This window comes from Sphingomonas changbaiensis NBRC 104936 (genome assembly GCF_000974765.1).
GTDB classification, from domain to species: Bacteria; Pseudomonadota; Alphaproteobacteria; order Sphingomonadales; family Sphingomonadaceae; genus Sphingomonas_B; species Sphingomonas_B changbaiensis.
The window spans coordinates 87,501-113,763 of the sequence record NZ_BBWU01000045.1 but is presented as its reverse complement, the minus strand read 5'-3'; the positions used below and the strand labels follow the sequence as shown (position 1 = coordinate 113,763).

General features: G+C 68.0%; 27 protein-coding genes and 1 tRNA gene (1 of these 28 running past the window's edge). 14 read left to right on the top strand and 14 right to left on the bottom strand.

Annotation, left to right across the window (positions count from 1 at the left end; translation table 11 throughout):
- The first annotated feature begins 11 nt into the window (after positions 1-11).
- Positions 12-419 carry a DoxX family protein gene (locus SCH01S_RS12060; RefSeq protein ID WP_046349051.1) on the top strand — a complete coding sequence of 136 codons (408 nt, stop codon included), beginning with the start codon at positions 12-14 and terminating at the stop codon, positions 417-419.
- On the opposite strand, the gene SCH01S_RS12055 is transcribed toward SCH01S_RS12060, so the two are convergent.
- The 4 genes from SCH01S_RS12055 to SCH01S_RS12040 form a co-directional block, all read right to left on the bottom strand.
- Positions 416-1,534: a DmpA family aminopeptidase gene (locus SCH01S_RS12055; RefSeq protein WP_084689544.1), complete on the bottom strand. Its 1,119-nt coding sequence runs from the start codon at positions 1,532-1,534 to the stop codon at positions 416-418. The two genes, SCH01S_RS12060 and SCH01S_RS12055, sit on opposite strands and share 4 nt — an antisense overlap.
- An 18-nt stretch (positions 1,535-1,552) precedes the next feature.
- Positions 1,553-1,626: transfer RNA gene (locus SCH01S_RS12050), tRNA-Gln, on the bottom strand.
- Positions 1,627-1,686: 60 nt separating this feature from the next.
- Complete coding sequence (locus tag SCH01S_RS12045; protein WP_046349050.1) at positions 1,687-2,655, bottom strand: isopenicillin N synthase family dioxygenase; 969 nt, start codon at positions 2,653-2,655, stop codon at positions 1,687-1,689.
- A gap of 48 nt (positions 2,656-2,703) precedes the next feature.
- Positions 2,704-3,126 carry a DUF3597 domain-containing protein gene (locus SCH01S_RS12040; RefSeq protein ID WP_046349092.1) on the bottom strand — a complete coding sequence of 141 codons (423 nt, stop codon included), beginning with the start codon at positions 3,124-3,126 and terminating at the stop codon, positions 2,704-2,706.
- 66 nt (positions 3,127-3,192) lie between these two features.
- Between SCH01S_RS12040 and SCH01S_RS12035 the strand changes: the two genes are divergently transcribed.
- Positions 3,193-4,452 carry a multidrug effflux MFS transporter gene (locus tag SCH01S_RS12035; RefSeq protein ID WP_245612251.1) on the top strand — a complete coding sequence of 420 codons (1,260 nt, stop codon included), beginning with the start codon at positions 3,193-3,195 and terminating at the stop codon, positions 4,450-4,452.
- On the opposite strand, the gene SCH01S_RS12030 is transcribed toward SCH01S_RS12035, so the two are convergent.
- Positions 4,449-4,877 carry an OsmC family protein gene (locus SCH01S_RS12030; RefSeq protein ID WP_046349091.1) on the bottom strand — a complete coding sequence of 143 codons (429 nt, stop codon included), beginning with the start codon at positions 4,875-4,877 and terminating at the stop codon, positions 4,449-4,451. The genes SCH01S_RS12035 and SCH01S_RS12030 overlap by 4 nt on opposite strands.
- Before the next feature lie 74 nt (positions 4,878-4,951).
- Between SCH01S_RS12030 and SCH01S_RS12025 the strand changes: the two genes are divergently transcribed.
- On the top strand, positions 4,952-5,251 hold the full coding sequence (locus SCH01S_RS12025; RefSeq protein ID WP_046349048.1) for a hypothetical protein: 300 nt from the start codon (positions 4,952-4,954) through the stop codon (positions 5,249-5,251).
- A gap of 77 nt (positions 5,252-5,328) precedes the next feature.
- Positions 5,329-5,481: a hypothetical protein gene (locus tag SCH01S_RS16535; RefSeq protein WP_157032913.1), complete on the top strand. Its 153-nt coding sequence runs from the start codon at positions 5,329-5,331 to the stop codon at positions 5,479-5,481.
- Between the two features lie 12 nt (positions 5,482-5,493).
- Here SCH01S_RS16535 and hpnK (SCH01S_RS12020) read toward each other — a convergent pair whose 3' ends face one another.
- Genes hpnK (SCH01S_RS12020) through hpnI (SCH01S_RS12010) form a run of 3 tightly spaced genes read right to left on the bottom strand, consistent with a single transcriptional unit; the run spans position 5,494 to position 8,884 of the window.
- Positions 5,494-6,285, bottom strand: a complete 792-nt coding sequence (gene hpnK, locus SCH01S_RS12020; RefSeq protein WP_245612254.1) for a hopanoid biosynthesis-associated protein HpnK — start codon at positions 6,283-6,285, stop codon at positions 5,494-5,496.
- Between the two features lie 23 nt (positions 6,286-6,308).
- Positions 6,309-7,733, bottom strand: a complete 1,425-nt coding sequence (hpnJ, locus tag SCH01S_RS12015) for a hopanoid biosynthesis associated radical SAM protein HpnJ (RefSeq protein ID WP_084689543.1) — start codon at positions 7,731-7,733, stop codon at positions 6,309-6,311.
- Complete coding sequence (gene hpnI / locus SCH01S_RS12010; RefSeq protein ID WP_046349046.1) at positions 7,730-8,884, bottom strand: bacteriohopanetetrol glucosamine biosynthesis glycosyltransferase HpnI; 1,155 nt, start codon at positions 8,882-8,884, stop codon at positions 7,730-7,732. Before hpnI (SCH01S_RS12010) ends, hpnJ begins: the two co-directional genes overlap by 4 nt.
- A 115-nt stretch (positions 8,885-8,999) precedes the next feature.
- Here hpnI (SCH01S_RS12010) and hpnA point away from each other — a divergent pair, with 115 nt between their 5' ends.
- The 7 genes from hpnA to SCH01S_RS11975 are packed head-to-tail and all read left to right on the top strand — an operon-like array spanning position 9,000 to position 16,612.
- On the top strand, positions 9,000-9,974 hold the full coding sequence (gene hpnA / locus SCH01S_RS12005) for a hopanoid-associated sugar epimerase (RefSeq protein WP_245612253.1): 975 nt from the start codon (positions 9,000-9,002) through the stop codon (positions 9,972-9,974).
- A complete protein-coding gene (locus tag SCH01S_RS12000) occupies positions 9,971-11,086 on the top strand; it encodes a glycosyltransferase (RefSeq protein WP_046349089.1) in 1,116 nt (371 codons plus the stop codon). The genes hpnA and SCH01S_RS12000 overlap by 4 nt, the downstream gene beginning before the upstream one ends.
- On the top strand, positions 11,050-11,910 hold the full coding sequence (gene hpnC, locus SCH01S_RS11995) for a squalene synthase HpnC (RefSeq protein WP_217995434.1): 861 nt from the start codon (positions 11,050-11,052) through the stop codon (positions 11,908-11,910). The genes SCH01S_RS12000 and hpnC overlap by 37 nt, the downstream gene beginning before the upstream one ends.
- Positions 11,907-12,746, top strand: a complete 840-nt coding sequence (gene hpnD / locus SCH01S_RS11990) for a presqualene diphosphate synthase HpnD (RefSeq protein ID WP_046349044.1) — start codon at positions 11,907-11,909, stop codon at positions 12,744-12,746. Before hpnC ends, hpnD begins: the two co-directional genes overlap by 4 nt.
- Positions 12,747-12,757: 11 nt before the next feature.
- Positions 12,758-13,996 (top strand): hydroxysqualene dehydroxylase HpnE, encoded by a 1,239-nt coding sequence (hpnE, locus tag SCH01S_RS11985; RefSeq protein ID WP_245612250.1) that lies wholly within the window; start codon positions 12,758-12,760, stop codon positions 13,994-13,996.
- Between the two features lie 10 nt (positions 13,997-14,006).
- A complete protein-coding gene (gene shc, locus SCH01S_RS11980) occupies positions 14,007-15,965 on the top strand; it encodes a squalene--hopene cyclase (protein WP_046349042.1) in 1,959 nt (652 codons plus the stop codon).
- Positions 15,962-16,612 carry a phosphorylase family protein gene (locus tag SCH01S_RS11975; RefSeq protein ID WP_046349041.1) on the top strand — a complete coding sequence of 217 codons (651 nt, stop codon included), beginning with the start codon at positions 15,962-15,964 and terminating at the stop codon, positions 16,610-16,612. The genes shc and SCH01S_RS11975 overlap by 4 nt, the downstream gene beginning before the upstream one ends.
- On the opposite strand, the gene hpnH is transcribed toward SCH01S_RS11975, so the two are convergent.
- Together hpnH and ispH are read right to left on the bottom strand one after the other, a co-directional pair.
- The gene (gene hpnH, locus SCH01S_RS11970) at positions 16,587-17,732 is read right to left on the bottom strand and encodes an adenosyl-hopene transferase HpnH (RefSeq protein ID WP_046349040.1); all 1,146 of its coding nucleotides are present in this window, start codon (positions 17,730-17,732) and stop codon (positions 16,587-16,589) included. The two genes, SCH01S_RS11975 and hpnH, sit on opposite strands and share 26 nt — an antisense overlap.
- A 7-nt stretch (positions 17,733-17,739) precedes the next feature.
- Positions 17,740-18,711: a 4-hydroxy-3-methylbut-2-enyl diphosphate reductase gene (ispH, locus tag SCH01S_RS11965; RefSeq protein ID WP_046349087.1), complete on the bottom strand. Its 972-nt coding sequence runs from the start codon at positions 18,709-18,711 to the stop codon at positions 17,740-17,742.
- Positions 18,712-18,894: 183 nt separating this feature from the next.
- Between ispH and SCH01S_RS11960 the strand changes: the two genes are divergently transcribed.
- Entirely contained in the window at positions 18,895-19,488 is a 594-nt protein-coding gene (locus tag SCH01S_RS11960) for an ABC transporter substrate-binding protein (RefSeq protein ID WP_046349039.1), read from the top strand.
- Entirely contained in the window at positions 19,485-20,498 is a 1,014-nt protein-coding gene (locus SCH01S_RS11955; RefSeq protein WP_052733921.1) for an MlaA family lipoprotein, read from the top strand. The genes SCH01S_RS11960 and SCH01S_RS11955 overlap by 4 nt, the downstream gene beginning before the upstream one ends.
- Here SCH01S_RS11955 and SCH01S_RS11950 read toward each other — a convergent pair.
- From SCH01S_RS11950 to hpnI (SCH01S_RS11935), 4 genes are read right to left on the bottom strand one after another with little or no spacing between them, the layout of a single operon-like run.
- The gene (locus SCH01S_RS11950) at positions 20,462-20,929 is read right to left on the bottom strand and encodes a DUF2141 domain-containing protein (protein ID WP_084689542.1); all 468 of its coding nucleotides are present in this window, start codon (positions 20,927-20,929) and stop codon (positions 20,462-20,464) included. The two genes, SCH01S_RS11955 and SCH01S_RS11950, sit on opposite strands and share 37 nt — an antisense overlap.
- Before the next feature lie 9 nt (positions 20,930-20,938).
- Positions 20,939-21,919, bottom strand: coding sequence for a lysylphosphatidylglycerol synthase domain-containing protein (locus SCH01S_RS11945; protein ID WP_084689541.1), 981 nt, complete (start codon positions 21,917-21,919; stop codon positions 20,939-20,941).
- 1 nt (position 21,920) lies between these two features.
- Positions 21,921-22,781: a hopanoid biosynthesis-associated protein HpnK gene (gene hpnK, locus SCH01S_RS11940; protein ID WP_046349037.1), complete on the bottom strand. Its 861-nt coding sequence runs from the start codon at positions 22,779-22,781 to the stop codon at positions 21,921-21,923.
- Positions 22,778-23,950: a bacteriohopanetetrol glucosamine biosynthesis glycosyltransferase HpnI gene (gene hpnI / locus SCH01S_RS11935; protein WP_046349036.1), complete on the bottom strand. Its 1,173-nt coding sequence runs from the start codon at positions 23,948-23,950 to the stop codon at positions 22,778-22,780. The genes hpnK (SCH01S_RS11940) and hpnI (SCH01S_RS11935) overlap by 4 nt, the downstream gene beginning before the upstream one ends.
- A gap of 208 nt (positions 23,951-24,158) precedes the next feature.
- Between hpnI (SCH01S_RS11935) and hpnN the strand changes: the two genes are divergently transcribed.
- Positions 24,159-26,263, top strand: the 5' portion of a protein-coding gene (gene hpnN, locus SCH01S_RS11930; protein WP_046349035.1) for a hopanoid transporter HpnN. The gene runs 499 nt beyond the window's last position; the window shows 2,105 of its 2,604 coding nt (coding positions 1-2,105); it begins with the start codon at positions 24,159-24,161; the stop codon falls past the right edge of the window.

Genomic DNA, 26,263 nt, shown 5'->3' with positions numbered 1-26,263 from the left:
GGGAGGGGCATATGGAGCGTTGGGGAGTCTGGGCACCACGCATGCTGTCGGTGCTGCGGATCATGACCGCGTTGCTGTTCATGGAACATGGGCTGATGAAGCTGGCCCACTTTCCTGCGCCCCAGCCCGGCGTGCCCGATCCGCTCCCGGCGCTGCTGACGGTTGCGGCCCTGATCGAAGTGATCGGCGGCGCGTTGCTGGTGCTCGGACTGTTCACGCGGCCGGTCGCGTTCATCTGCGCCGGCGAAATGGCCATCGGCTATTTCATGGCCCACGCGCCGAAGAGCTTCTGGCCGGCGATCAACATGGGCGACGCCGCGATCCTGTTCTGCTTCGTGTTCCTCTACCTGGCCGCAGCCGGCGGCGGCGCGTGGAGCCTGGACGCGATGCGCGGACGACACGCCGTCCGCGAAGCCTAGCGGCCCTTCAGCATCGGCAGCACGCGGTCGAGCGGCAGGGCCTCGATGCGGCCCTGATCGCCTTCGACCGTCTGCGCCGCGAACAGCGCGTTCAGCACGGCTTCCTCGCTCGCTTCGGCAACGGCCTGGAACAGCGGCGACATGCGGTCGTTCGGCAGATCCTCGACCGCAGACGCGGCGGCGCGACGCTCCAGCGTGCGGCGCACCGACGCAGCCGTCGAGAAGGCAACCGCATAGTCGCCGGAACCGTTCGAGAAGCTGGAGCCCGTCCGCGCGATCCCGGCAAAGGCACGTTCGGCCAGCCGGCGCAGGTTGCGATCGGACAGCGGCGCGTCGGTTGCGATTACGACGACGACCGAGCCGTCGGCCTTCTTCTGCTCGACCTGCTCCTTGTAATCATAGCGCCCGAGCTTCACGCCGACGGGCACGCCCGCGATGGTCAGCACGCCGCCGAAATTCGCCTGCACCAGCACGCCGACCGTCCAGCCGCCAAGCGAGGTCGGGAGCAGGCGCGAAGACGTGCCGATGCCGGCCTTGAAGCCGAACGCGACGGTGCCGGTGCCGGCGCCGACATTGCCTTCCGCGACCGGGCCGCGCTGCGCCGTCTCGATCGCGCGACGGGCATCGGCGATGGTGACGTGGCGGCCGCGAATGTCGTTCAGGAAGCCGTCGTTGGTCTCACCGACGACCGCGTTGACCGATCGCACCTGCTCGTTGCCGGGCTGGGCAAGCGTCCATTCGACAGCCGCCGCCATCGCTTCGGGCACGTTCAGCGTATTGGTGAGGAGGATCGGCGTTTCGATCTCGCCCAACTCCACCACCTGGGTCGAGCCCGCGAACTTGCCAAACGCGTTCGCGACGAAGAAGCCGGCCGGCACCTTGTCCTGGAACAGATTACCGCCATGTGGCAGCACCGCAGTCACGCCGGTGTGGATGTGCTTGTCATCGATGAGCGTCACCTGCCCGACCTTAACTCCGGCGACGTCGGTGATCGCATTGAGGGGACCCGGCGAAAGGATGCCGACTGTCACGCCAGCGTCACGCGCGCGGGAATTGGCCGATGCGGTGGTGGAGAGCGTCAAGCCCAGCGCAAGTCCGAGCGTTTTCCCGATCATCGCGCCCCGCCGCCGAACTGGATGCCCCGCGAGGATTCGAACCTCGATTGACGGAGTCAGAGTCCGTAGTCTTACCTTTAGACGACGGGGCACCGAGAGGCGGGCGACTTAGGTTTTAAGGCGGCGAGTGTCAACGCCTTAGGGTCCGGACCCTAGCCCGCCACCCCGTCGTCCTTCAGCAGGCCCAGCGTGCGCAGGCGCTGGTTCAGATATTCCTGGCTGCTGATCGGCTCCGGATAGCGGTTGAGATTGTCCGGCGTGATGCAGCCCGGCAGCGTATCGATCACGAAATCGGGCGCGGGGTGCATGAAGAACGGCATCGAATAACGCGCCGTCCCGCGGCGTTCCGGCGGCGGATTGACGACCCGGTGCGTGGTCGAGGGCAGCACATGGTTGGTCAGCCGCTGCAGCATGTCGCCGACATTCACGACCAGCGCGCCCTCCGGCGGAGCGACCGCCAGCCAGCGGCCGTCGCGGTCCAGCAATTGCAGCCCGGCCTCTTCGGCGCCGAGCAGCAAGGTGATCAGGTTGATGTCTTCATGCGCCCCCGCGCGGACGCCCGGCGCATCGGCCGAGACCGGCGGATAGTGGAGCAACCGCATCACGCTGTTGCCGTCCTTGACCGGTTCGACGAACCAGTCCGGCGCAAGGCCCAGATAGCGCGCGATCGCCGACAGCAATTTCGCGCCGACCCGATCGAACTCGGCGTAAAGCGCCAGGAAGGTCTCCTTCAGCCCCGGCACTTCGTCGGGCCACACGTTCGGCGGCATCACATCACCGAAGCGGTGGCCGGCGGGCAGTTCGCGGCCGACGTGCCAGAATTCCTTCAGGTCGTTCTCGGTCGCGCCCTTGGCGGTTTCGATCCCGAACGGCGTATAGCCGCGCGCGCCCGCCTTGCCCGGCAGATGATACTTGGCCTTCACCTCTGCGGGAAGGTCGAAGAACGCCTTGGTCAGCGCCCAGCCGCGATCGATCAGCGCCTGGTCGATGCCGTGATCCTTGATCACGCCAAAGCCGAAGCGCTGGAACGACGCGCCGAAATCCTGGGCGAAGCCGTCCGGATCGTCCGCCTGCCGCGCGAGCGAAAGCGGGGGAATGGTGGGAGAAACTGTATCGAGCATCGCTGCTCTTTAGTTCAGCCCTCGCGACTTCCCAAGTGCGGTATTTCTCTAGGCCTTCAGCGACGCCGGCACCTTTCCGCCGTTCTTCTCCAGCTCTTCCATCACGCGCCTGTGCAGCCAGATGTTCATCTCGGCGCTGCCGTTCTTCTCGCCCTGGTAGCCGAGCTCGGTCGCGAGCTCCTTGCGGTTCTCGAGCGACGGATCGAGGTCCAGCAGCTTCATCAGATCCACGATCGACGATTGCCAATTGAGCTGCTGACCCTTGTGAGCGGCGATGTCGGAAAGCACGGCCTCGACATCGACCGGCTGCTGCGGCGCGGGCTGCTGCTGCGGCTGGGCGGGTGCCGGTTGCGCCGGCGCGCTTCCCATCTGGGGCATGGCGGGATGTTGGGCCTGGGCGGATTGCGGCGCCTGTTGCTGCGCCTTGGCATGGCCGAAAATCGCGTCCCTAATCTTGCCGAAAATGCTCATGCCGTCCTCCTCGATCAGTCGTACTAGAATGATCGAGCGCACCGGCTGGTTCAGCGAATTCGGCGCGTGCCTCTTTCGCTTTGCCGCCGCGCACGCCATCTGGCCGCGATGCATGCGCCGACACCGCCTCGACACGACGTCGGCTTTCGCGAATTCGTCGCGCTGATCGCCGCATTGATGGCGATGACGGCGCTGCAGATCGACACGATGCTGCCGGCCCTGCCCGCGATCGGCCACAGCCTGCACGTCGCTAATCCGAACGACCGGCAATGGGTGATCTCGGCCTTCATGTTCGGCTTTGGCGCCGCGCAGATCGTGCACGGGCCGCTTTCGGACCGATTCGGGCGGCGGCCGGTGCTGCTGATCAGCCTCGCGTTCGGCGTCATCTGCAACCTGACGGCCGCAGTCGCGGCGACCTTTCCGCTGCTGCTCGCCGCTCGCGTCGCGGCGGGGGTGGCGACCGCCTCGTCGCGCGTGCTCGCGACCTCGATCGTGCGCGACCGCTTCGTCGGCAACGCAATGGCGCGCGTGATGAGCCTGGTCACGATCGTGTTCATGGTCGTGCCGATCGCCGCGCCCAATCTCGGACAGCTGATCCTCTGGATCGCGCCGTGGCGGTGGATCTTCTACGTGCTGACCGCGGCCGGACTGCTGACCTTCCTGTGGTCGGCAATCCGGCTGCCGGAGACACTCGATCCCGCAAACCGCCTGCCGCTGAGCGTCCGGCGGATTGGTGAGGGCTTCCGCTTCGTGCTGATGGACCGGCTGGCGCTCGGCTACACGATCGGCTCGACCGCGCTGCAAGGCGGCTTGTTCGGCTTCCTGCTGTCGGTGCAGCAGATCTTTGAAAGCGAGTTCCACGCGGTCAACCTGTTCGCGCCGGTGTTCTCGGCGATGGCGGCGACGATGGCGGCCGCGGCCTTTCTGAACTCGCGGATCGTGATGCGGTTCGGGGCGCGAGCCGTGTCGCACCGCGCGGTCATCGGCTACACGGTTTTCGCGACATTGCATCTGGCGCTGGCGCTCGCCGGGCTGGAAACGGTGCTGACCTTCGCCGTGCTCCAGGCCTTGATGATGAGCTGCTTCGGGCTTGCGGGCGCGAACTTCGGCGCGATCGCGATGGAGCATATGGGCCGGCTGGCCGGCACCGCTTCCAGCGTCCAGGGGCTTATCCAGACGATCGGCGGCATTTCGATCGGGGCGGCGATCGGCGCCGCCTTCAACGGCAGCACCGTCCCGCTCTATACCGGCTTCACGCTGTCCGGCTTGGCGGCGATCGCCGCTGTCGCCTTTGCCGAACGTGGGAAGCTCTTCGGACGTAGCTAGGCTTCGAGCTTATGCTCGAGCGTGATTTCAGTGTTGAACAGCTTCGAAATCGGGCAATTCGCCTTTGCTTCGGCTGCAATGCGCGCGAACTCCGACTCCTCGATCCCGTCCACCTTTGCGGTGAGCGTGAGGGCGGATTTGGTGATCGTGAAGCCGCTGCCGTCCTTGTCGAGGGTGACCGCCGCCTTGGTTTCGAGCCGGCCGGCACTGTAGCCGGCGCCGGCGAGCGCGAAGCTCAGCGCCATCGTGAAGCAGCCGGCATGCGCTGCCGCCGCCAGCTCCTCCGGGTTCGTGCCGGGCTCGTCGCCGAAGCGGGTGCCGAAGCCGTAGGGCTGGTCGGCCAGAACGCCGGACTGGGTGGTCAGGTGGCCTTGGCCGTCCTTGCCGAAGCCATCGTAGCGGGCCGTCGCGGTGCGGGTCGGCATGGTCATTCTCCTTAGGCTGGAACCTCGGTTCGGGACCCCTCGTTTTTGCACACAGGCGCAATGGAGGAAAGACGATGGACGGGCGGGTGGAAGCCAAGGCAACGGACGGCGAGATGGAAGGCCTGGACGATTCGCAGCGCGCGGAAGTGCATGAATATGAAGGCGGCGGCCCGTCCGACGGCGACGTGCTGACCGACATGACCCGCGACCGCGGCGAGGATTATGTCGAGGACGATCGCCAGGCCGAGTTCATGCCGGAAGAGGTGGACGCGCTCGGCATGACGATCCTGTCGCCAGAGGATCTGGGCGACGACGTCCTGGACGGCGACGTCGATGCGGAGCTCGGCGAAGACGATCTCGACGGCGACTATTGACGCGCGGCCGGCCGCCAGCCCCGCGTTAACCGAGCTTATGAGCCAATCGGTTAACCAGAGGCTGCGACAAGCGCCGGATGACGCAGCTTCCTTTGCCCGACCTGCTGAGCCTGTTGCAGGCAGTGGGCGGCCTGTGCCTGATCGCCCTGCTGGCCCGCCGCCGCGCAGCCAGCCGGAGCGACTGGGAAGGCGCCGTCGGCAAGCTCAGCGGACGCGTGCGCGAAGACTGATCCGGGAGCGGTTCACTGCATGAACGCGGTGAAGTTGCCGAGTTCGCTGCCGTGCCGCGCGAGCGTGCCCAAATCCCGGTCAACAAGAGCCGCCAATTCGTCGCGATAGCGGTAGCCGCGCGCGCTGCCGGGGTAGACGTCTTCAGCGGCCGGATGGGTGTAGATTTCCGTCAAGCCGGGTGAGAGGCTCGTCAGGGCGCGGCGCATGCGATCGCGGTCGAAGGCGCCCGACCAGGCCAGGCCGACGATCTGATCCGGAACCAGCATACCCGCCCGACGCAAGCGGCGCTGAAGCAGCGTCGCCCAAAGCCGGACCAGCGCACCACCGCGACCGCGCTCGACAGGCGCCCGCATTGCCTTCATCCCGTATCGCGGGCCGATCGCCAGGATCGCCGACGCAATCGTCGGATGGACGTGGAAATGCTTGTGGGCGTTGACGTGATCGAGCGGCAGCCCGGTCGCCGCGAACAGGGTGAATTGCGCCTCGATCTCCGCATAGAGCTGGCGCCGGGCGGAAGGGTTGGCGAAGATCGCGAGCCCAAGCCGCGCCATGTCGCGACAGAACGCGCCGGTCTCGTCGACCAGCATCGGCACATCGGAAGGCGGCAGCGCCGGCCGCCCCTCGACGAGGACGAGATGCAGGCCGACTCCCAGCGACGGCATCGTCCCGGCGCGCGCGACGGCATCGGCAGCAACAGTCCCGGTCACCATCAGGCTGGCAGCGGTCAGGAAGCCGTCGCGATGCGCCCGTTCGACCGCTTCGTTGACCGCAAGGGATGCGCCGAAATCGTCGGCAGTGACGATCAGCCGCGGCTTGGCCGGGTCGCTCAGGCGGCTTCCTTCCGCCGGCGCAGGAAGTCGAAGAACTCAACGCCTTCGCGCAAGCGCCTCTTCATCATGTCGAAGTCGCGGATCATTTCGCCGACGATCGCGCCGATCTTGCGCGGGCGGAAGTAGAAGCGCTTGTAGAATTCCTCGACCTTGTCGAAGATCACGCTGGCCGGAAGGTGATCGTAGGACAGCTGCGCGATCTGGTTGCCGCCGTCGGTCAGCAGGTGGTCGCTGCCGTCGAACCAGCCATTCTCGGTCGCCTGCCTGTACAGGAAGGTGCCGGGATAGGGCGCCGCCAGCGACACCTGGATCGTGTGCGGATTGATCTCCTTGGCATATTCGATCGTTTCCTCGATCGTCTCCAGCGTCTCGCCGGGCAGCCCGAGAATGAAAGTGCCGTGAATGACGATGCCGAGCGCGTGGCAGTCCCGCGTGAACTGCCGCGCGACGTCGACGCGCAGCCCCTTCTTGATGTTGTGCAGAATCTGCTGGTTGCCGCTTTCATAACCGACGAGGAGAAGGCGGCAGCCCCCCTCCTTCATCACCTTCAGCGTTTCGTACGGCACGTTCGCCTTGGCATTGCATGACCAGGTGACGCCCAGCTTGCCGAGTTCCCGCGCCAGCGCCTCGACGCGCGGGCGGTTGTCGGTCAGCGTATCGTCGTCGAAGAAGATCTCCTTCACCTCCGGCATTTCGCGCTGGATGTACTTCACTTCCTCGATCACGTGCCCGATCGACCGCGTGCGGTAGTTGTGCCCCCCCACGGTCTGCGGCCACAGGCAGAAGGTGCAGCGGCTCTTGCAGCCGCGCCCGGTGTAGAAACTGACATAGGGGTGCTTGAGATAGCCCCCGAAATATTTCTCGATCGTCAGGTCGCGTTTGTAGACCGGCGAGACGAACGGCAGTTGGTCCATGTCCTCCAGCACCGCGCGGTCGGGATTATGGACGATCTGCCCTTCGCCATTGCGCCAGCTGATCCCGGCGACGTGCGCGAGCGGCACGCCGTCGGCGACGTCCTTGATCGTGAAATCGAACTCGTTGCGGCAGACGAAATCGATCGCGGGCGACGCCTCCAGCGATGCCTGCGTCTCGACCGCGACCTTGGCGCCGATCAGGCCGATCATCGCGTTCGGATTGCGCGCCTTGATCAGCTCTGCCGTGTGCACGTCCTGTCGAAAGCTCGGCGTCGAGGTGTGGAGGATCACGAGATCGCGCTCGTCCACCTCATGCTTGATATCGTCCCAGGTCAGGTCGTGCGCAGGCGCGTCGATCAGCTTCGAGCCCTCGACCAGAGCGGCCGGCTGGGCCAGCCAGGTGGGGTACCAGAACGAGCGGACTTCCCGCTTCATCTGATACCGCGCGCCCGCGCCGCCGTCATAGCCGTCGAACGAGGGTGCCTGCAGAAACAAGGTACGCATCATCCGGACAGCTCCGCTTCGGCCTCGATCGTGCCGCGATCACGCATTCTAAGCCGATCCCCGCGCCAATCAACCGAGCGAACGAAGAAGCCGGCGAGGAACACGGCGAACGTCAGCAGGTCGCGAACGGGCAGCAGCCAGGCCGGCGCGGTGACGGCGCCCGCTTGTTCGTCGACTGCACGTCTGAGGATAAGGCGCGCGGCCAGTGCGGCAGCGCAGATCGCGGCTGCGCCGATCCCCGGCGACAGCAGCGCACCGATCAGCGCGAGCGGCAGCGGCATGGCGATCACGCTGGCCGCATAGGGCAGCGCGCCGATCCCGCGGATCGTCGCGTTCCAGCGCAGCTCGTGCTTCCAAAGCTCGCCGAAGCTGCGCTCCACGGATGCGTGGACGACCAGCATCGGCGGCACCGCGACCGTGAGGCCGAGCGCCCGCACTGCCTCTCCGATCGCATAATCGTCCGCCAGCACATCGGCGAAGCGCCCGAATCCGCCGATCCGGTCCAGCGTCTCGCGCCTGAGCGCGATCGTCGATCCCATGCAGGGCGTGGCCATTCCGGTCGCCACACCAAACACTGCGCCCGGCAGGAATTGATAGCTGAGCTGCGCCGCGCCCACCCGCGACCAGAAGCCGGCATCGCCGCGGCCGCGGTACAGGCAGGTCACGGCGCCCACGCCCGGCGCACCAAGCGCAGCCAGCAGTCGCGCGAGGTAATCAGGTCCTGCAACGATATCGCTGTCGCTGAGCACCACGATCGAATGGGCGATGCGGTGCTCCAGATTGATGAGGTTGGCGATCTTGCCGTTGGCGCCATGCGTGCGCGAATCGATCACTGTCTCGATCCGCCGATCGGGCTGCACGACGCGCAGACTCTGAGCGGCTGCCAGCGCCGCATCGGCGGCGCCATGGACCCCGCAGAGCATCTGGATCGGGCCGTCATGGTTCTGCTCAACGAAGGTCACCAGGTTGTCCCCGAGCAAGGGTTCGGCACCGTGGAGCGGCTTCAGGATCGTCACGGCGTCGGACCGGCGCGCGGGCAGGCGATCGCGCGCCGCGAAGAAGCGCCGCATCACGAATGCGGCGGCGAGCGTGTAGAGGCTGCCGAGCGCCGCCAGGACCAAAAGCAGCCAGCCGGCCGCATGAAGTGCCACCATCTGCCGGGTCTTAGTCGAGCGCGACCGGCAAGAGCAGCGGCAATCGACACGCCCCGGTGACGGGAACGCTGGGAGCGGCTAGTCCTGGTGCGTGAGCGACGCGGGCTTGGTGCTGGTGACGGGAGTGTCGGGCTTCGTCGGCTCGGCCGTGGCGCGTGCGGTCGCCGCGGCGGGATACCCGCTGCGCGGCCTGGCGCGGGCAACGAGCGCGCGGGCGAACCTGGCCGATTTCCCCGGTGAACTGGTCGAGGGCGACCTGCGCGATCCCGCTGCCGTTGCGACGGCGATGGCGGGGGTCCGTTACCTCTTCCATGTGGCGGCGGATTACCGGATCTGGGCGGCCGACCCCGAGGAAATCATCCGCAACAACCGCGAGACCACACGAAACGTGATGGAAGCCGCGTCGGCCGCGCAGGTCGAGCGGATCGTCTATACCAGCAGCGTGGCGACGCTGCTGCCGCGCGAGGGGAGAGCCGCCGACGAGACGCGCGCGGCCCGTGAAGACGAGGTCGTCGGCGCCTACAAGCGCAGCAAGGTGGTCGCCGAACGGCTGGTCGAGGCCATGGTGCGCGAGCAGCGGCTCCCCGCGATCATCGTCAATCCCTCCACGCCGATCGGCCCTTGCGACGTGCGACCGACGCCAACGGGCCGGATCATCGTCGAGGCCGCCAACGGCCGAATGCCGGCCTTTGTCGATAGCGGCCTCAACCTGGTCCATGTCGACGACGTCGCCGCTGGGCATCTGCGGGCATTAGAACGGGGTCGGATCGGCGAGCGATATATCCTCGGCGGGCAGGACATAAGCCTGAAAGAGACGCTGCGAACCATCGCCGATCTGGCGGGGCGCCGGCCGCCGCTGGTGCGCTTGCCGCGCGCGCCGCTGTTTCCGCTCGCCTGGGCCAACGAGCAATGGGCCCGCGCCACCGGCCGCGATCCATTCCTGACGCTCGATGGGCTGCGTATGGCGAAGCACGCGATGTTCTACAGCTCCGCCAAGGCAGAACGCGAGCTGGGGCATGTCGCGCGACCATATCGGGAGGCGATTGCGGACGCGATCCGGTGGTTCCGCGCTGCGGGGGCAATCCGATGAGCCTGGTCGGCGCGCTCGCGCTGCTCGTCTGGATCGGACTGGCGGCGACCGGATTCTGGCGGACCAGCGAACGCGACGAGACTGCGCCGGCGGCGACACCCGCCTTGTGGCCGGACGTGGTCGCCGTCGTTCCCGCCCGCGACGAAGCGGAGGTGATCGCGCGCTCGATCGGCAGCCTCGCCGCGCAGGATTATCCGGGGCCGTTCCGCATCATCCTTGTCGATGATCACAGCAGCGACGGCACCGCCGCCGCCGCGCGCGCGCTTGAATCGGACCGGCTGACGATCGTGTCGGCGCCTCCCCTGCCGGCCGGCTGGACGGGCAAGCTGTGGGCGATGTCGCAAGGCGTGGCGGCAAGCGGCGGCGCGACTTTGCTGTGGCTGACCGACGCCGATATCGAGCACGCACCGGACACGCTTCGGATGCTGGTCGGCATCGCCGAATCGGGCGACCGGCGCCTCGTCTCGCTGATGGCGAAGCTCCGCTGCCAGAGCCTTCCCGAATGCGCGATGGTCCCTGCCTTCGTCTTCTTCTTTCAACTGCTGTATCCGTTCGCGCGGGTGAACCGGCCGGGGAAAGTCGCGGCGGCGGCCGGCGGCTGCATGCTGGTCCGGCGCGACACGCTCGAGGAGGCCGGCGGGATCGCGGCCATTCGCGATGCCCTGATCGACGATTGTGCGCTGGGTGCGCTGATGAAGCGCCGGGGTCCGATCTGGCTTGGCCTGACCGACCGATCCCGCAGCATCCGGCCTTATGAGAGATGGAGCGATATCGCCGCGATGATCGCGCGATCGGCCTATGCCCAGCTCGGCTACTCGCCGCTCAATCTGATCGGCACCGTGACGGGCCTCGCGTTCGTTTTCCTGACGCCGCCGCTGCTGGCGCTGCTCGGCTCGGGGACTGCGCGCGTGGCGGGATTGCTGGCCTGGCTGCTCATGGCGGCCCTTTTTCAGCCGATGCTGCGCTTCTACAGGCGGTCGCCAGCCTGGGGCCTGGCCCTGCCCGCGATCGCGGTGTTCTACGGCGCGTGCACGGTGCTTTCCGCCTGGCGGCATCACCGCGGCCGGGGCGGCCTATGGAAGGGCCGCGTGCAAGCGGCGGTCGGGCGATGACCGGCCGGTCGGGCAAGGGCCATCGCGACGAGAATTTCCCCGTCGCGTCGAAGCTGCTCCGGCCGGAGCATCGCGCGCCGATCATGGCGTTTTACCGCTTCGCGCGGGTGGCCGACGATATCGCCGACGCGGCCGACCTGAGTCCGTCCGAGAAATTGCACAAGTTGGGTGAGCTGCGCCGCGGTCTGGACGGCGATGGCGCGCCCGAGGCGGTCGCGCTGGCGCGGACGATGGCCGAGCGCGGCATCGATCCGATCCATGCCCATGAGCTTCTCGACGCCTTCACCCAAGACGTGACGGTTCGCCGTTATGCCGACTGGGACTCGCTGATCGGCTATTGCCGCCTTTCGGCGATGCCGGTCGGCCGGTTCGTGCTCGACGTGCATGGCGAAGACCGCGCGACCTGGCCCTTGTCGGATGCGCTGTGCGCGGCGCTGCAGGTCATCAATCACCTGCAGGACTGCGCGAAGGATTATCGCGCGCTCGATCGCATCTACATCCCTGCCGACATGCTCGCCGCGTCCGGTGCGGAGGCAGAGGACCTGGCGCTGACCGCCGCGACGCCGGCATTGCGCGACGCGATCGTCGCGACGGCGGCGCGGACCCGCACCCTGCTTGAGGTCAGTGCCCCGTTTGCCGGCGGCATTCGCGACCGCCGGCTTGCCGCGGAAGTGGCCATCATTCAGCGGCTTGCCGAAAGCCTGACCGCCAGGCTGCTGACCCGCGATCCCTTGAGCGAGCGCGTCCACCATCGTACCGTAGAGGCCGTGCTGCTCGCCGGCGGGGCGGCGCTTGGCCAGTTGTTCGCGAGGCGTCGCAGGTGAATCCGAAGGCCACTCCAGCTGCGCTCCAGGCGCAGGTCAGCGGCAGCTCCTTCTACGCCGGCATGCGCGTGCTGCCCCGCGCCGAGCGCGAAGCGATGTATGCGGTCTATGCCTTTTGCCGCGCGGTCGACGACATTGCCGACGATCAGGCCGGAGACCGAGCGGCGCGGGCCGGGGCGCTCGATCGCTGGCGTGCCGATATCGATGCGCTTTATGGCGGGCGCGAGCCCGGCCAGGCGGCACTGGTCGCGGACGCCGTCGCCCGGTTCGGGCTCGACCGCGGCGACTTCCACGCCGTGATCGACGGGATGGCGATGGATGTGGAACGCGATATCCGCTGGCCCGCCGCGGCCGAGCTGGACCTCTATTGCGACCGCGTCGCGTCGGCGGTCGGCCGGCTGTCCGTCCGGATCTTCGGGATGGAGCGCGATCCGGGGATTGCGCTTGCCCACCATCTCGGGCGGGCGCTGCAACTGACCAACATTCTGCGCGACATCGACGAGGACGCCGCGATCGGTCGCGTCTACCTGTCGCACGAGGCCCTGACGACGGCCGGAGTGCCGATCACAACCCCAGCCGAAGTGGTCGGCCATTCCGGCATCGACGCCGCCGCCCGGATCATCGCGGCGGAAGCGGACCGGCATTTCGCAGCGGCACAGGCGATCCTGCGCGACCGGCCGCGCGGGCGGCTCCTCGCCCCCCATCTGATGGCCGCGGTTTACGCCGGCATCCTGAAGCGGATGGAGGCGATCGGCTGGCGGCTGCCGCGGACGCGCGTACGCGTGTCCAAGCCGGCGCTGTTCTGGACCGTGCTGAAGCTGAGCCTGTCGCGTTGAAGCCGGAACGCGTGACCGTGGTCGGGGCCGGGCTTGCCGGACTGTCGGCAGCGGTCGCTCTCGTGCGCGCCGGAATCCCGGTGGCAGTGGCAGAGGCCGCCCCGCGCGCGGGGGGAAGGTGTCGGTCCTATCACGATCCGCAGCTGGGGCTGACGATCGACAACGGAAACCACCTTGTCCTGTCGGGCAATCAGGCCGTCGCCCGGTTCCGGGCCGCAGTGGGCGCGGCGCCGCCGCTGGCCGGCCCGGACGAAGCGGCCTTCGCCTTTCGTGACCTGACAAACGGAGAAAGCTGGACGGTGCGGATCAATGCCGGGCCGATTCCCTGGTGGGTGCTGTCGCCTGGCCGGCGGCTGCCGGGCAGCCAGCTGAGCGAATATCTCTCGCTCGCCCGGCTCTTGGCCGCGCGCGATGGCCGGATCGACGCGCACGTCGCGACCGACGGGGCCGTTTGGACGCGTTTCGCCCAGCCGGTTTTGCTTGCGGCGCTGAACACCGCGCCGGCAGAAGCCTCGGCTCGACTGGCTGCAAACCTGTTTCGCGAGACCCTGGTCAAGGGCGGCGGTGCCATGCAGCCCCGCATCGCCGAGCCGACGCTCGCTGCGGCCTTCGTCGACCCGGCCGTCGACTGGCTTGCCGCCGAACGGCAGCCCGTGACCTTCAACCGGCGCCTCCACGGGATCGGCTTTCAGGACGATCGCGTCGTGTCACTCGACTGGGGGCGGGGTCCCGAGGCGATCGGGGACGCCGAAGCCGTCATCCTGGCGGTGCCGTCCTGGGCAGCCACGGCCCTGGTGCCGGGCCTCCAGGCGCCTGACGAATTCCGGGCGATCGTCAATGCGCATTTCGCGGTGCCCGCTCCCGCAGGCGCGCCGGCAATGCTGGGCCTGATCGGCGGCACGGCCGAATGGCTGTTTGCCTTTCCCGACCGAATCTCCGTGACCGTCAGCGCCGCCGATCGCCTGGTCGACATCGACCGAGAAACGCTCGCACGGCAATTCTGGGCGGATATCTCGGTCGCATACGGGATCGACGCGCCGATGCCGCGCTGGCAGATCGTCAAGGAAAAGCGCGCGACTTTCGCCGCCACGCCTGAACAAGAGGCGAAGCGGCCGCCGACCGCGACGCGCTGGCGCAACCTGTTCCTCGCCGGCGACTGGACCGCGACCGGCCTGCCCGCGACGATCGAAGGCGCGCTGCGATCGGGCGAGACGGCCGCCCGGCTGGCAGCCGGCGCGGCGCTCGGCTAGGCTCGCGTCCATGTCGACCGTTGCCGACGACGCCCTGGCCGAACGCGCCGCCGATCCGCTTGGCCCGGTCGATCACGCGGTCGAGCGTGCCGCATCGGCGCTCGCCTCCCGCCAGCGCGACGACGGCCACTGGGTGTTCGAACTGGAGGCCGACGCCACCATTCCCGCCGAATATGTGCTGCTGCGCCACTATCTGGGCGAGCCGGTCGACGCGGTTCTGGAAGCAAAGATCGGCCGCTATCTGCGCCGCATCCAGTCGGCCGAGCATGGCGGCTGGGGGCTGTTCCACGCCGGCGCGTTCGACGTCAGCGCGACGGTGAAGGCCTATTACGCGCTGAAGATGATCGGCGACGACCCGGGAGAGCCGCACATGGCCCGCGCGCGGGCGGCGGTGCTGGCAGCCGGAGGCGCTGCGGCGAGCAACGTCTTCACGCGTATCCAGCTCGCGCTCTATGGCGCCGGGCCTTGGGACGCGGTGCCGACCATGCCGCCCGAGCTGATCCTGGCGCCGCGCTGGTTTCCGATCCATTTGTCGAAGACATCCTATTGGGCCCGGACGGTGGTGGTGCCGCTGCTGGTGCTGGCGACGCTGAAGCCGGTCGCGCGCAACCCGCGCGGCGTGCGGGTGGACGAGCTCTACACCGGCCGGCCCGTCCGGACCGGAAGCAAAGCGGCGGGCCTGAAGCGCTCCTGGACGATCGCGTTCAACACGCTCGACCATCTGCTCAAGGCCGGTGACGGTCTCTGGCCGAAGGGCATGCGGGCCCGCGCGATCGACCGCTGCGTCGCCTGGGTGACCGAACGGCTGAACGGCGTCGACGGCCTCGGCGCGATCTATCCGGCGATGGCGAACAGCGTGATGATGTTCGACGCGCTCGGCCATCCGCCCGGCCATCGCGCGCGCGCGATGGCCCGCGAATCGGTCGAGCGGCTGCTCGTGATCCGCGACGACGAAGCCTATTGCCAGCCCTGCGTCTCTCCAGTCTGGGACACCGCACTCGCCGCGCATGCGATGATGGAGGCGGGCGACGATGCCGCCGCCGATCGCGCGCTGGCCTGGCTCAAGCCGCGCCAGGTGCTCGATGTCGCGGGCGATTGGGCGGAGGCGCGCCCCGCTGTGCGCCCGGGCGGCTGGGCGTTCCAGTACCGCAACGATCATTACCCCGATCTCGACGACACCGCCGTGGTCGTGATGGCGATGGACCGGGCGCGCGGTCGGCTCGGCACGCTCAATGACGAAGCGATCGGGCGGGGCGCCGATTGGACGGTCGGCCTGCAATGCAGCGACGGCGGCTGGGGCGCGTTCGACGCCGACAACAGCTATCATTACCTCAATAACCTGCCGTTCGCGGATCACGGCGCGCTGCTCGATCCGCCGACCGCCGACGTCAGCGCACGCGTGGTGTCGATGCTGGCGCAGTTGGGCGAGCCGCAGGACAGCCCGCGCATGGCGGCCGCGCTCGCCTATCTGGAACGCGAGCAGGAAGCGGAAGGAAGCTGGTTCGGCCGCTGGGGCGTGAACTATATCTACGGCACCTGGTCCGTGCTCTGCGCGCTCAACGCTGCCGGAATCGGTCCCGAAACGCCGATGGTGGCCAAGGCCGTCGCCTGGCTGGCGGCGATCCAGAACGACGATGGCGGTTGGGGCGAGGATTGCGAAAGCTATGCCCTTGACCGCACCGGCCACACGTCTGCGCCGTCCACCGCTTCACAGACGGCCTGGGCCCTCCTCGGGCTGATGGCCGCGGGCGAAGTCGAGTCTCCTGCGGTCGCGCGCGGCATCGCCTGGCTCCAGGCGCACCAGTCGGACGACGGACTGTGGGGACAGGAACATTATACCGGCGGCGGCTTCCCGCGGGTCTTCTACCTGCGCTATCATGGCTACCCTGCCTATTTCCCGCTCTGGGCCATGGCCCGCTATCGCAATCTCAAGCGCAGCAACGGGACGCGCGTCGGGTTCGGCATGTGACGCTGATCGTCGCCTGCGGCCTTCGGCGCGAGGCCGCGATTGTTCGCAAAGCCTGCCCAGACGCATCGGTCATTGTCGGCGGCGGCGATGGAGAGCGGCTCGAACGGGAGCTTACTCGTCAGGCCGCATCCTGCCCTGGCCTGATCCTTTCATTCGGGCTGGCCGGAGCGCTTTCCCCTAACCTGCGATCCGGCGATCTGGTCATCGACGGCGACCCGGCGACAGTCGGGCAGCTCCGACGCGCCCCGCCCCACGCCGTCGCGGGACCAATCACCGGTTCCGGTGCGATCGTCGTCACCGCGGCCGCAAAGCAGGCGCTCCGCGCAACGACCGGCGCCGTAGCAGTGGACATGGAGACGCACATCGCCCGGCGCGTCGCGGAACGGCACGGGCTGGCGTTCGGCGTGGTCCGCGCCATCTCCGATGCCGCTGACGAGACGCTGCCTCCGGCCGCGCTGGTCGGGATGCGCTCGGACGGTGGCATCGCGATCGGCGCCGTGCTGGCTTCCATCCTCAGGAACCCGGCGCAGCTACGGGTACTTATCCGCACTGGGATTCATGCCGAGCGCGCGTTCCGCACCCTCTCCGTGGCTGCAGGCGCGCTTTCGGCTCTGGATCAGATCACGCGGCGCGCTGGGCCCGTTTGAACCCTTCCGGATCCTCCGCCTTGATCCGCGCCAGCTCGCGCTCGACATGGCTGGAATAGACATCCTCCGCCGGCCGCGCGTTCGACAGGTCGATGTCGGGCGCCATCGGACCCTCCGTACGCACGCCCTTGCGGCCCACTGCCAGCATCTTCAGCGGATGCCGGATCGAGTCCGTCGCCGCGGTGCCTTCGAACCCGCAATGGACCATGCAGTCGGAGCATTTGGCGTATTTGCCGACGCCATATTGATCCCAGTCCGTCCCTTCCATCAGCTCCGCGAAGGTCGGCACATAGCCTTCGCCGACCAGGTAGCAGGGCTTCTGCCAGCCGAAGACGGTGCGCAGCGGCATCGACCAGGGCGTGCATTCATAGGTCTGGTTGCCGGCAAGGAAGTCGAGAAAGAGCGGCGAGTTGGTAAAGGTCCACGCCTTGCCGCCATTGCCCCTTCGGAACACATCGCGGAAGAATTGCCGGGTCCGCTCGCGATTGAGGAAATGCTGCTGGTCGGCGGCACGCTCATAGGCATAGCCGGGCGAGATCGTGATCTCGACCCCGCGCTTTTCCATTTCGTCGAAGAACGCCGCCAGCCGCGCCGGATCGGCGCCGTCGAACACCGTGCAATTGACCTGGACCCGGAAGCCCTTCGCCCTGGCGAGCTCGATCGCCTCGATCGCGACCTCGTACGTTCCCTCCAGATCGACGGCATGGTCGTGCATGCCCTTGTCGCCGTCCAGGTGGATCGACCAGGTGAAGAAGGGCGATGGCGCGTAATCGTCGATCTTCTTCTTCAACAGCAGCGCATTGGTGCACAGGATCACGAACTTCTTCTTCGCGATGTACCCTTTAACGATTCGCGGCATGTCCCGGTGCAGCAGCGGCTCGCCACCGGCGATCGACACGGCCGGCGCGCCGCATTCGTCGATCGCATCCATGCATTGCTCGAACGACAGGCGCTGGTTCAGGATCGGATCGGGATAGTCGATCTTGCCGCAGCCGGGGCAGGCGAGATTGCAGCGCAGCAGCGGCTCCAGCATCAGCACGAGCGGGTATTTGCCGCCCTTGATGTGCTGCTTCAGCGTATAGGCGCCGATCCGCGCGACCTGGGAAAGGGGCAGGCTCATGGCTCTCCTATTCGGCTGCCGCTGCCTGCCGCGGCTCGCGAAGTGCTGCGGGCAGGCTGAAGCTGATATTTTCCTCGGCGCCGTCCAGCTGATCCACCTCGACCGGTCGAAGCGCACGGAGGGCGGCAATGACGCTGTCGACGAGCTCGTCGGGCGCCGAGGCGCCGGCGGTCACGCCGACTGTCGCGACTCCGTCGAGCCAGGCAGGGTCGACGCCGTCGCCATCGTCCACCAGGTAGCTGGGCACGCCCATTTCGTCGCCGATCTCACGCAAGCGGCTGGAATTCGAGCTGTTCTTCGCGCCCACGACAATCAGCAGGTCGCTGCTGCGGGCAAGATCGCGCGCGGCGGTCTGTCGATTCTGGGTGGCGTAACAGATTTCCGAGACATTCGGCCCCTGCACGTCATCGAACCGCTCGTTCAGAGCGGCGATGATGCCGCGCGTATCGTCGACGCTCAGCGTCGTCTGGGTGATGTATGCGATCTGCGTATCGCGATCGAGCGGAAGCGCCGCGACGTCGTGCACGGTCGAGACCAGGTGAATCGGCGCGTCGATCTGGCCGATCGTGCCGACGACTTCTGCATGGCCGGCATGGCCGATCAGGACCAATGTCCGCCCCGATTTCGCATATCGCCGTCCCTGCACATGGACCTTGGTGACGAGCGGGCAGGTGGCATCGAGCACCGGCAGCGAGCGCGTCGCCGCCTCTTCGACGACGGAGCGCGCCACGCCATGGGCGCTGAACACCGTCATCGCGCCGGCCGGAATCTCCGAGAGGTCGTCGACGAACACGGCACCCTTGCGCCGCAGCTTCTCGACGACGTGGCGGTTGTGGACGATCTCATGCCGGACATAGACGGGTGAGCCGTACCGATCCAAAGCGCGTTCGACGATATCGATCGCCCGCACGACCCCCGCGCAGAAGCCGCGGGGGTTGGCGAGCAGGACGCGAAGCGGCGGAGTTTCCGGGTCAGAGATGTCCGTCAAGCGTCGGCCTCCTCACGATCTTGCCCGTGATGATTATCATTTAGCGGGGCAGCGGCGGCTCCGGAAGCGCCAATATGCGAACCGGATTGGCACTTCGGGTGGCGACCTATCCTGCAAGGTGGACCCTTGGGCGCCACGGCGATATGCCCTGCGTCCAGCAACGGGAGTGTTCGTATGCGTATCCTGATCGCGTCCCTGTCCGTGGCCCTGTTGGCGCCCGCGGCTTCCGCACAGACCTCCGACCCCGCCCAAGCGACCGTGAAGGCGTTGGACGACGGCCTGCTCGGGATCATGAAGGCCGGCAAGAGCGCCGGCGTGGCCGGCCGCGCGGCGCGAATCGCTCCGGTGATCGATCGCAGCTTCGACCTGCCGCTGATGACGAGGCTGACGGTCGGCAGCGCCTGGACGAAATTCTCAGCAGCGGAACAGTCCGCGCTGGTCGCTGCCTTCCGCAGGCTGACGATCGCCCAATATGCGAAGAATTTCGACGGCTATTCGGGCGAGACGTTCACGATCGCGCCGCAGGTCGACGCACGCGGCGGCGACCGGTTGGTCCGAACGACGCTGAACAGCTCGGGCAGCGCGCCGGTCCCGATCGCCTACCGGCTGCGGCAGACGAACGGCTGGCGGATCATCGACGTTTTCTACAAGAACTCGATCAGCCAGCTGGCGACGCGGCGGTCCGACTTTGCCGGCGTGCTGGCGTCCGGCGGCGCGAAGGCGTTGACTGCCCATTTGAACGCGCTGGCGGCCAAGAGCGGCGGGTGATCCACATCGCGCTGCTGCCGGCGCTAGCCCTGCTCGCCGCATCCCCGCAGCAGCAGCCGGCAGTCACGCTGCCGCCCGCACCGATGCCATCCGCCGTGGAAGCCGAGGCGCCGCCGCTCGAACCGGCGGCTCGCCGCGCCCGCACGCCGGGCGATCCGCACGAGAAATTCAACCGGCGCATGTACAAGATCCAGCAGGGTCTGGATCGCGCAATCATCCGCCCCGCCGCGCTCGGCTATCGCGACGTGGTGCCCAAGCCGGTGCGCACCGGGCTGCGCCACGCCCTGTCAAACCTGCAGGAGCCGATCGTCTTTCTCAATTACCTGCTGCAGCTGAAGCCCGGCAAGGCGATCGAGACGGCGACCCGTTTCCTGATCAACTCGACGCTGGGCCTCGGCGGTGTGCTCGACCTGGCCAAGACGCCGGGCATCAAGCTCCCGCATCGGCCCAATGGCTTTGGCGACACCCTGGGCTTTTATGGGGTGAAGCCGGGGGCGTACCTCTATCTGCCGCTGATCGGACCGACCGATTTCCGTGACCTGGTCGGCGGCCAGGCGGATGGGCTGGTGCTTCCACTCACGGTCGGCGGCGAGCTGAGGCGGAACCGCTTCCAGATTCCCCGCGCGGTGATCGCCGGGCTCGACCTGCGCGCCGAATCGGACGAGGAGCTCAAGAGGCTGCTCGAGGACTCGGTCGATCCCTATGCAACGCTGCGCTCGGTCTATCTGCAGGACCGCGCCGGGGAAATCGCGGCACTCAAGGGCAAATCGGCGGCGGAAAGTCCGCTCGACGAGCTGCAGGATCCCCTGCGCGATCCGGCCGCCGGCAAGGTTCCCGAATTGCAGGACCCGCTGATGGACCCGGCCGCGGCCGCACCGCCGCCGAAGCCCTCCGCTCCCTCAGGCCCGGAACTCGACGATCCACTGGCCGATCCGGCGGCCAGCCCGACGCCAAGTCCGGGCGATCCGCCGCGTCAGCTCTTGGGCGGGCCCGAGGCGCCAAGGAAATAACGAAGTCTGAAGCCGATCCTCTGATCGTGTCCGGCAAAATCGAATTCGGCGTCGCGCCATTTGGGAGCGCTGAAGGTGATGTGCGCGTTGCGGGAAAAGCCGACGCCCTCCTTCGGAATGCCGAACAACGCCCGGTCGACCTTTTCATTGGCGTTTTCGTCGTGAAACGCCTGGGCCGCGTAACGGCCGGCAGGCAAGCCGCGGACGGTCACCGTGGTCACGCCGGGCGTTGCGGGCGCTTCGCCCGAATAGGGGCAATCGTCTGCAAGGAAACGGTCCTGCGGACAGATATCGACATGCACCCGGCCTTTCCCGTTGCGCACATTGCCGACGTCGATCGTCAGGTCGCCCACCGGCGCGGCACCGATCAGCAGAATCACCGGCAGGAGCTTAAGTAACATCGTGCCGATTTCGGCCAAGCAACTTTCCATTTCAACGGTTTAGCCGCCGCCGGCCGGCCCGCCAACCGCCTTCTGGCCGCGCCATTCGGCAACGGGCCACAAAAGGAGCACAGGCACGCCAAGCAGAACGTCGCGCGCCCGCAGCACCAGCGAGAGCCCCAGCGACTGCTCCGGCGAGAGCCCGAAGGCCGATCCCGCCACCACAAAGCCCGCTTCCTGCACGCCGACACCGGCCGGCACGATGAACAGGATCGCGCGGACGGCATAGGCCGCGCTTTCGAGGATGATGGCGTCCACGAGCGAGAGCGGCAGCCCCAGTGCGCGCGCGCTCAACCAGACCTGCACGCCGCCCATCGCCCAGGCGATCAGGTGAAGCAGGATGGCGGCCGGCAACGCGCCGTGCCGCTGCCGCCACTCATGCCAGGCGGCAACGACCTGGGCCGCCAATGCGGACAGCAGCCGCGCGGCAAGGCCCCGCTCGCTCCTCCGGGACAAGGCCCAAATGGCGATCGCGAAAACCAGCCCGGCGCCGACCCCGATCGCCAGCCAGTCCAGCGTCGAGCGGTCGATATCCCAATGCGAGCCGAGGCGCGGCAGGACCATCAGGGCCAGGCAGATGAACGGTATCTGCGCCAGCGTTTCCGCGACCACGTCGAGCGCGCTGGCGACGAGCGCGCGTCGCGCTGTGCCGCCCGACAGCACCAGCGACCGGGCGCCGATCAACTCCCCCAGCCCGGGCACGATCACCAGCAGGTTGCCGCCCGCGTCGCGCAGCACGCGCGACGCGACGCTTCCCCAATAGGACACGCCCGGGCCCAGCACCCATAAGGCTGCCGCACAGATCAGGGTGGAGGCGAGTTGGACCGGCACCGTCACCAGCACCGATTCGACGGTGATTTCCCGCAGAGCGCCGCCCGCGATCGCCCGGACGTCCGGCGACAGGGCAATCCCGGCGGCGACCGCGACAACAGCGGCGGCCCAGCCGAGCATTCCGGCAAGCCGGGCTCTGCTCCTGCTCATGTCAGACAAGGTCGTCGAAGCGGCACAGGCGAACGCCGTTCGCCTCGCACGCCGCACGGGTGTCCGGATCGATCAGCGCGGCGAGCTCGCCGCTCGCCTGCCAATCGGGCGGAGGCGCGTGATCGCCCGACCAGGGCCCGGTCGCCGGATGAAGCCCGATCTCGCTCACCCCTTCGGGCAGGGCAGCGATCATCTGCTGGAGCAGGCCGGGCGTGACATGGCCCGCGTCGTTCTTGCCGAAGAACCAGTCGTTCGAGGCCATGCCGTTGACCTTCAGCCGCCTCCGCATATGCGCGGCAAGCGACCAGTGGCTTGCGGCGTGCGCGATCCGCCTGGCCCACCCTTCGCCTTTCGCCGCCAGCACGGACGGGCGCACAGGTTCATAGGGAATGCGCATCGTGCGCAGCCCCAGCGGCTTCCCCACCTCGATCGCGATGCCCAAGATCCACGGATGCTGGTGACAATGCCAATGCCCGTCCAGATGGCCGATCGGCAGGCCGGACAGGCGATAGGCCCGGAACTGGGCCTCCACCTCGCGGTGCACCTGGCGGCGAACCGCCGACGAGAGCGTCATCGCCACGCCTGTCGCGGTCGAGCGTCCGTCCAGATCGCCGGCAGGAGTGACGAGATAAGGGATCGCATCGGCAGGCGCCTGGGCCGGCGCGCCATAGAGAGCGAGATGCAGGCCGACGCCGAGATCGGGCAGCCGCTTGGCCCGCCGAATGGCGTCCTCGGCCGCAGGGCCGGCGGTCATCAACGACGTGCTGGTCAGGATGCCCTTGCGGTGCGCTTCCTCGACGGCTTCGTTGACCTCCATCGAGAGGCCGAAATCGTCGGCAGTGACGATCAGCCGACGCGTCATGCGACGGGCCGGGTCCTTGCCCCGGATTCGAGCAAAGCGCCGCTGCCGACGGTCAGGCGGCGCCCGCGCCATTCGACCCGCTTCACCACGCAACCGGCCAGCCAGACGGCGAAGCAGAGCTGATCTCTCGCCCACAAGGTCAGCGGCCCCGGCGGCGCGAAACTCCGGCCAAAGCGGCGTGCCGTCAGACCGACGAGCATCCAGCGCAGCCCGATCAATCCCAGCAGCGCGCCAAAGGACGCGAGACCCGGGCTGCACACGGCCAGCAAGAGCGGGATCGGGCCCGGATGGGTGATCACCGAGGCAAGATAGCCGATCGGATCGAGCCCGCGCACCGTGCGCGCCCAACGCAGCTCGTGGCTGAACAGGTCGGACAGCGATCGGTCGTTCGCCAGCGTCTCGACCACCATCGGCGCAAAGGCGATCGTGCAGCCCTGGGCGCGAACCAGGCGGCCCAGCTCCGCATCGTCGGAGAGATTGTCGGCCAGCGCGGCGAGCCCGCCGGCTCGTTCCAGGACGTCGCGCCTGATCGCAGTCAGCGGACCATAGGTCACCGCCAGCGGCGCCAGCCGCGCATGCAGCACCGCCATGGGCAGAAACCAGCCGTCGATGAACAAGGCACCGAGTCTTCCGATCGCCCCGGCAGCGGCACCGGGCCGGGCGCGATACAGCGAGGTGACTGCGCCGACGCCGGGTACCGCCAATCCGTCGATCAGGGCCTGCAGGCTGCCGGGCGGGGCGATAATGTCGTCGTCCGACATGACGACCACCTCGCCCAGACCGACGACCGCCATGTTGATCAGATTGCCGACCTTCGGATTGGCGCCGTGCGTTCGCGGGTCGACGATGAAATCGATCCGGCAGCCCGGATAATCGGCGGCAACGCGGCGCGCGAGAGCGAGCGCCGGGTCGGCTGGATCGGCGACCCCGAAGACGTAATGGAGGGAAGCATTGGCCTGCTGCGACAGGAAGCTGCGGAGTGCGGCTTCGAGGCCATCCTCGATCCCGCACAGCGGCTTCAACACGGTCACTGCAGGCGGCGAAGCCCAGCCGGGCCCGCGCCGCGCACGATGCGCGGCGATGCCGGCCGCGGCCAGCATCAGGTATGCGGCCGCGGCCGCCACGATCGCCCAGGCGGCCCAGAGCAGGATGTGCGAGATGCCCGGCATTCGGCTGCGACCGCCTTTCGTCTCTACGCGTGCCGCATCACTAGCGCGCGCGGAGACGCGGCGGGAGATGATAATCGCCTGCGGTTCACCAACCGGAACAAAGGCGTTATGCGGAGCGTGTTTCGGTTGATGGGTTTCGTTTGATCATCCTCACCTTGCTCGATCCGCCGCCACCCCGCCTTGTCAGCGCAAAGGCGTTGACCGCTGCATGATTGCGCGGCCGGTCCGCACGCTCGTTGCCTTGGGAGCGAGACGACCGGTCGCGACGCTGACGATATGCCTGCTGCTGGCGGCGCTTGCCGTGCTCTACACGGCCCGCGGCTTTGCGATGACGACGGACACGGGCGCCCTGATTTCGCCCGACATCGAATGGCGCCGCAACGAAGCCGCGGTCGAGCGCGCCTTCCCGCAACTCACCGATGCGATTGTCGTGATCGTCGACGGCCAGACGCCCGAGCTGGCGGAAGCCGGCGCCGCGCGCCTGTCGGAGCGGCTGTCCCTCGACCGGCGCGATTTCGAGGCGGTGCGCCGACCCGATGGCGGCCCCTTCTTCGCGCAGCAGGGCCTGTTGTTCGGATCGGTTGCCGATGTGCAGCAGACGACGCAGGCGCTGATCGACGCGCAGCCGCTGCTCGGCGCAATGGCGCGCGACCCGTCGCTGCGCGGCATCGCGACGGCGTTGTCGACGGCGCTGACCGGCGTTGCGGACGGGTCGGCCTCGCTGGCGCAGATCGCGCAGCCCTTGGCGCGCCTTGACGATGCACTCACCGCGTCTCTTTCGGGCAAGCCGGCCTTCTTTTCTTGGCAGCAGCTGCTCGCAGCCCGCGAGGGCGGAACGCACGCGCCGCTGCGGCGACTAATCCTGGTTCAGCCGCGGCTCGACTACGGCTCGCTTCAGCCGGGCGAGAATGCGGTCGCCGCCATCCGCAGCGCAGCCTCCGCGCTGCATCTGGACGCCGCCCACGGGGTGCGGGTTCAAGTCACCGGGGAAGTGCCGCTCTCCGACGAGGAATTCGCGTCGCTCGAAGAGAATATCGGGCTGGTCGGCGCCGTGATGGCGATCGCGCTGCTCGCCACCCTCTGGCTGGCGACAAGGTCGGGCAGGATCGTGGCCGCGATTGTCGCCACCACGCTGGCGGGTCTGGCGATCACGACCGCGCTCGGCCTGCTCGCGGTGGGCACGCTCAACCTGATCTCGGTCGCGTTCATTCCCTTGTTCGTGGGTTTGGGCGTCGATTTCGGGATCCAGATCAGCGTCCGCTTCAATGCCGAGCGGCGCGCCGGAGCGGCGCCGGGCGACGCGCTCGAAAGCGCGGCCGCAGCATTGGGCGCGCCGCTTCTGCTCGCGGCCGGCGCGGTGTTTCTCGGGTTCGCGGCCTTTCTGCCGACCGACTATATCGGGATCGCCGAGCTCGGCGTCATTGCGGGCATGGGAATGATCGTGGCGCTGCTGCTCAGCGTGACAATGCTTCCGGCGATGCTGGTGCTGCTTCCGCCCGCAGCGCCGCGGCAGGAGGTCGGCTTCGCCGGCGCTGCGCCGGTCGACCACTGGCTGGCCCGGAACCGTCGCGCGGTGCTCTGGGCATTCGGCGCGGCAATGGCGGTCAGCATCGCGCTGCTGCCGCTCGTCCGCTTCGATTTCAATCCGCTTCACCTGCGCAACCCGGACGGTCCGGCGATGCGGGCGCTGGGCGATCTGATGCGGGATCCGCTGCGGACGCCCAACACGATCAATGTCCTTGCGCCAAATCGGACGGCTGCGCGGACGGTCGCGGACCGACTGTCGCAGCTGCCGGAAGTGGCGGACGCCATTTCGATCGACAGCTTCGTTCCGAGTGCCCAGCCGGCAAAGCTGGCCCTGATCCAGGACGCGGCCTTGCTGCTCGATCCGGTGGTGAACCCGTTCGACATGGTCCCGCCGCCCAGCGATGCGGAAACGGTCGCGGCACTGACCGCGCTGTCGGCACAGCTGCGAGAGGTTGCCGGCGCACGGACGGATGGGCCCGCACGGGCGGCGCGGCATCTTGCCGACACGCTCGACCGGCTCGCCCGCGCGAGTCCTTCGGCGCGGGCGCGCGCCGCGGCGGTGCTCGTCGCGCCGCTGACGACGATGCTGGATCAGATCCGTGCGTCGTTGCAGGCCGTTCCGGTCTCCGCCGAGACGCTGCCGCCCGAAATCGCGCGCGACTGGCTCGCGCCCGACGGCCGCGCCCTGGTCGAGGTCTTCCCGCGCGGCGACACCAACGACAATCGCGTGCTGGCGCGCTTCACCGCAGCCGTGCGCACGGTCGCCCCCGGTGCAACGGGTCTGCC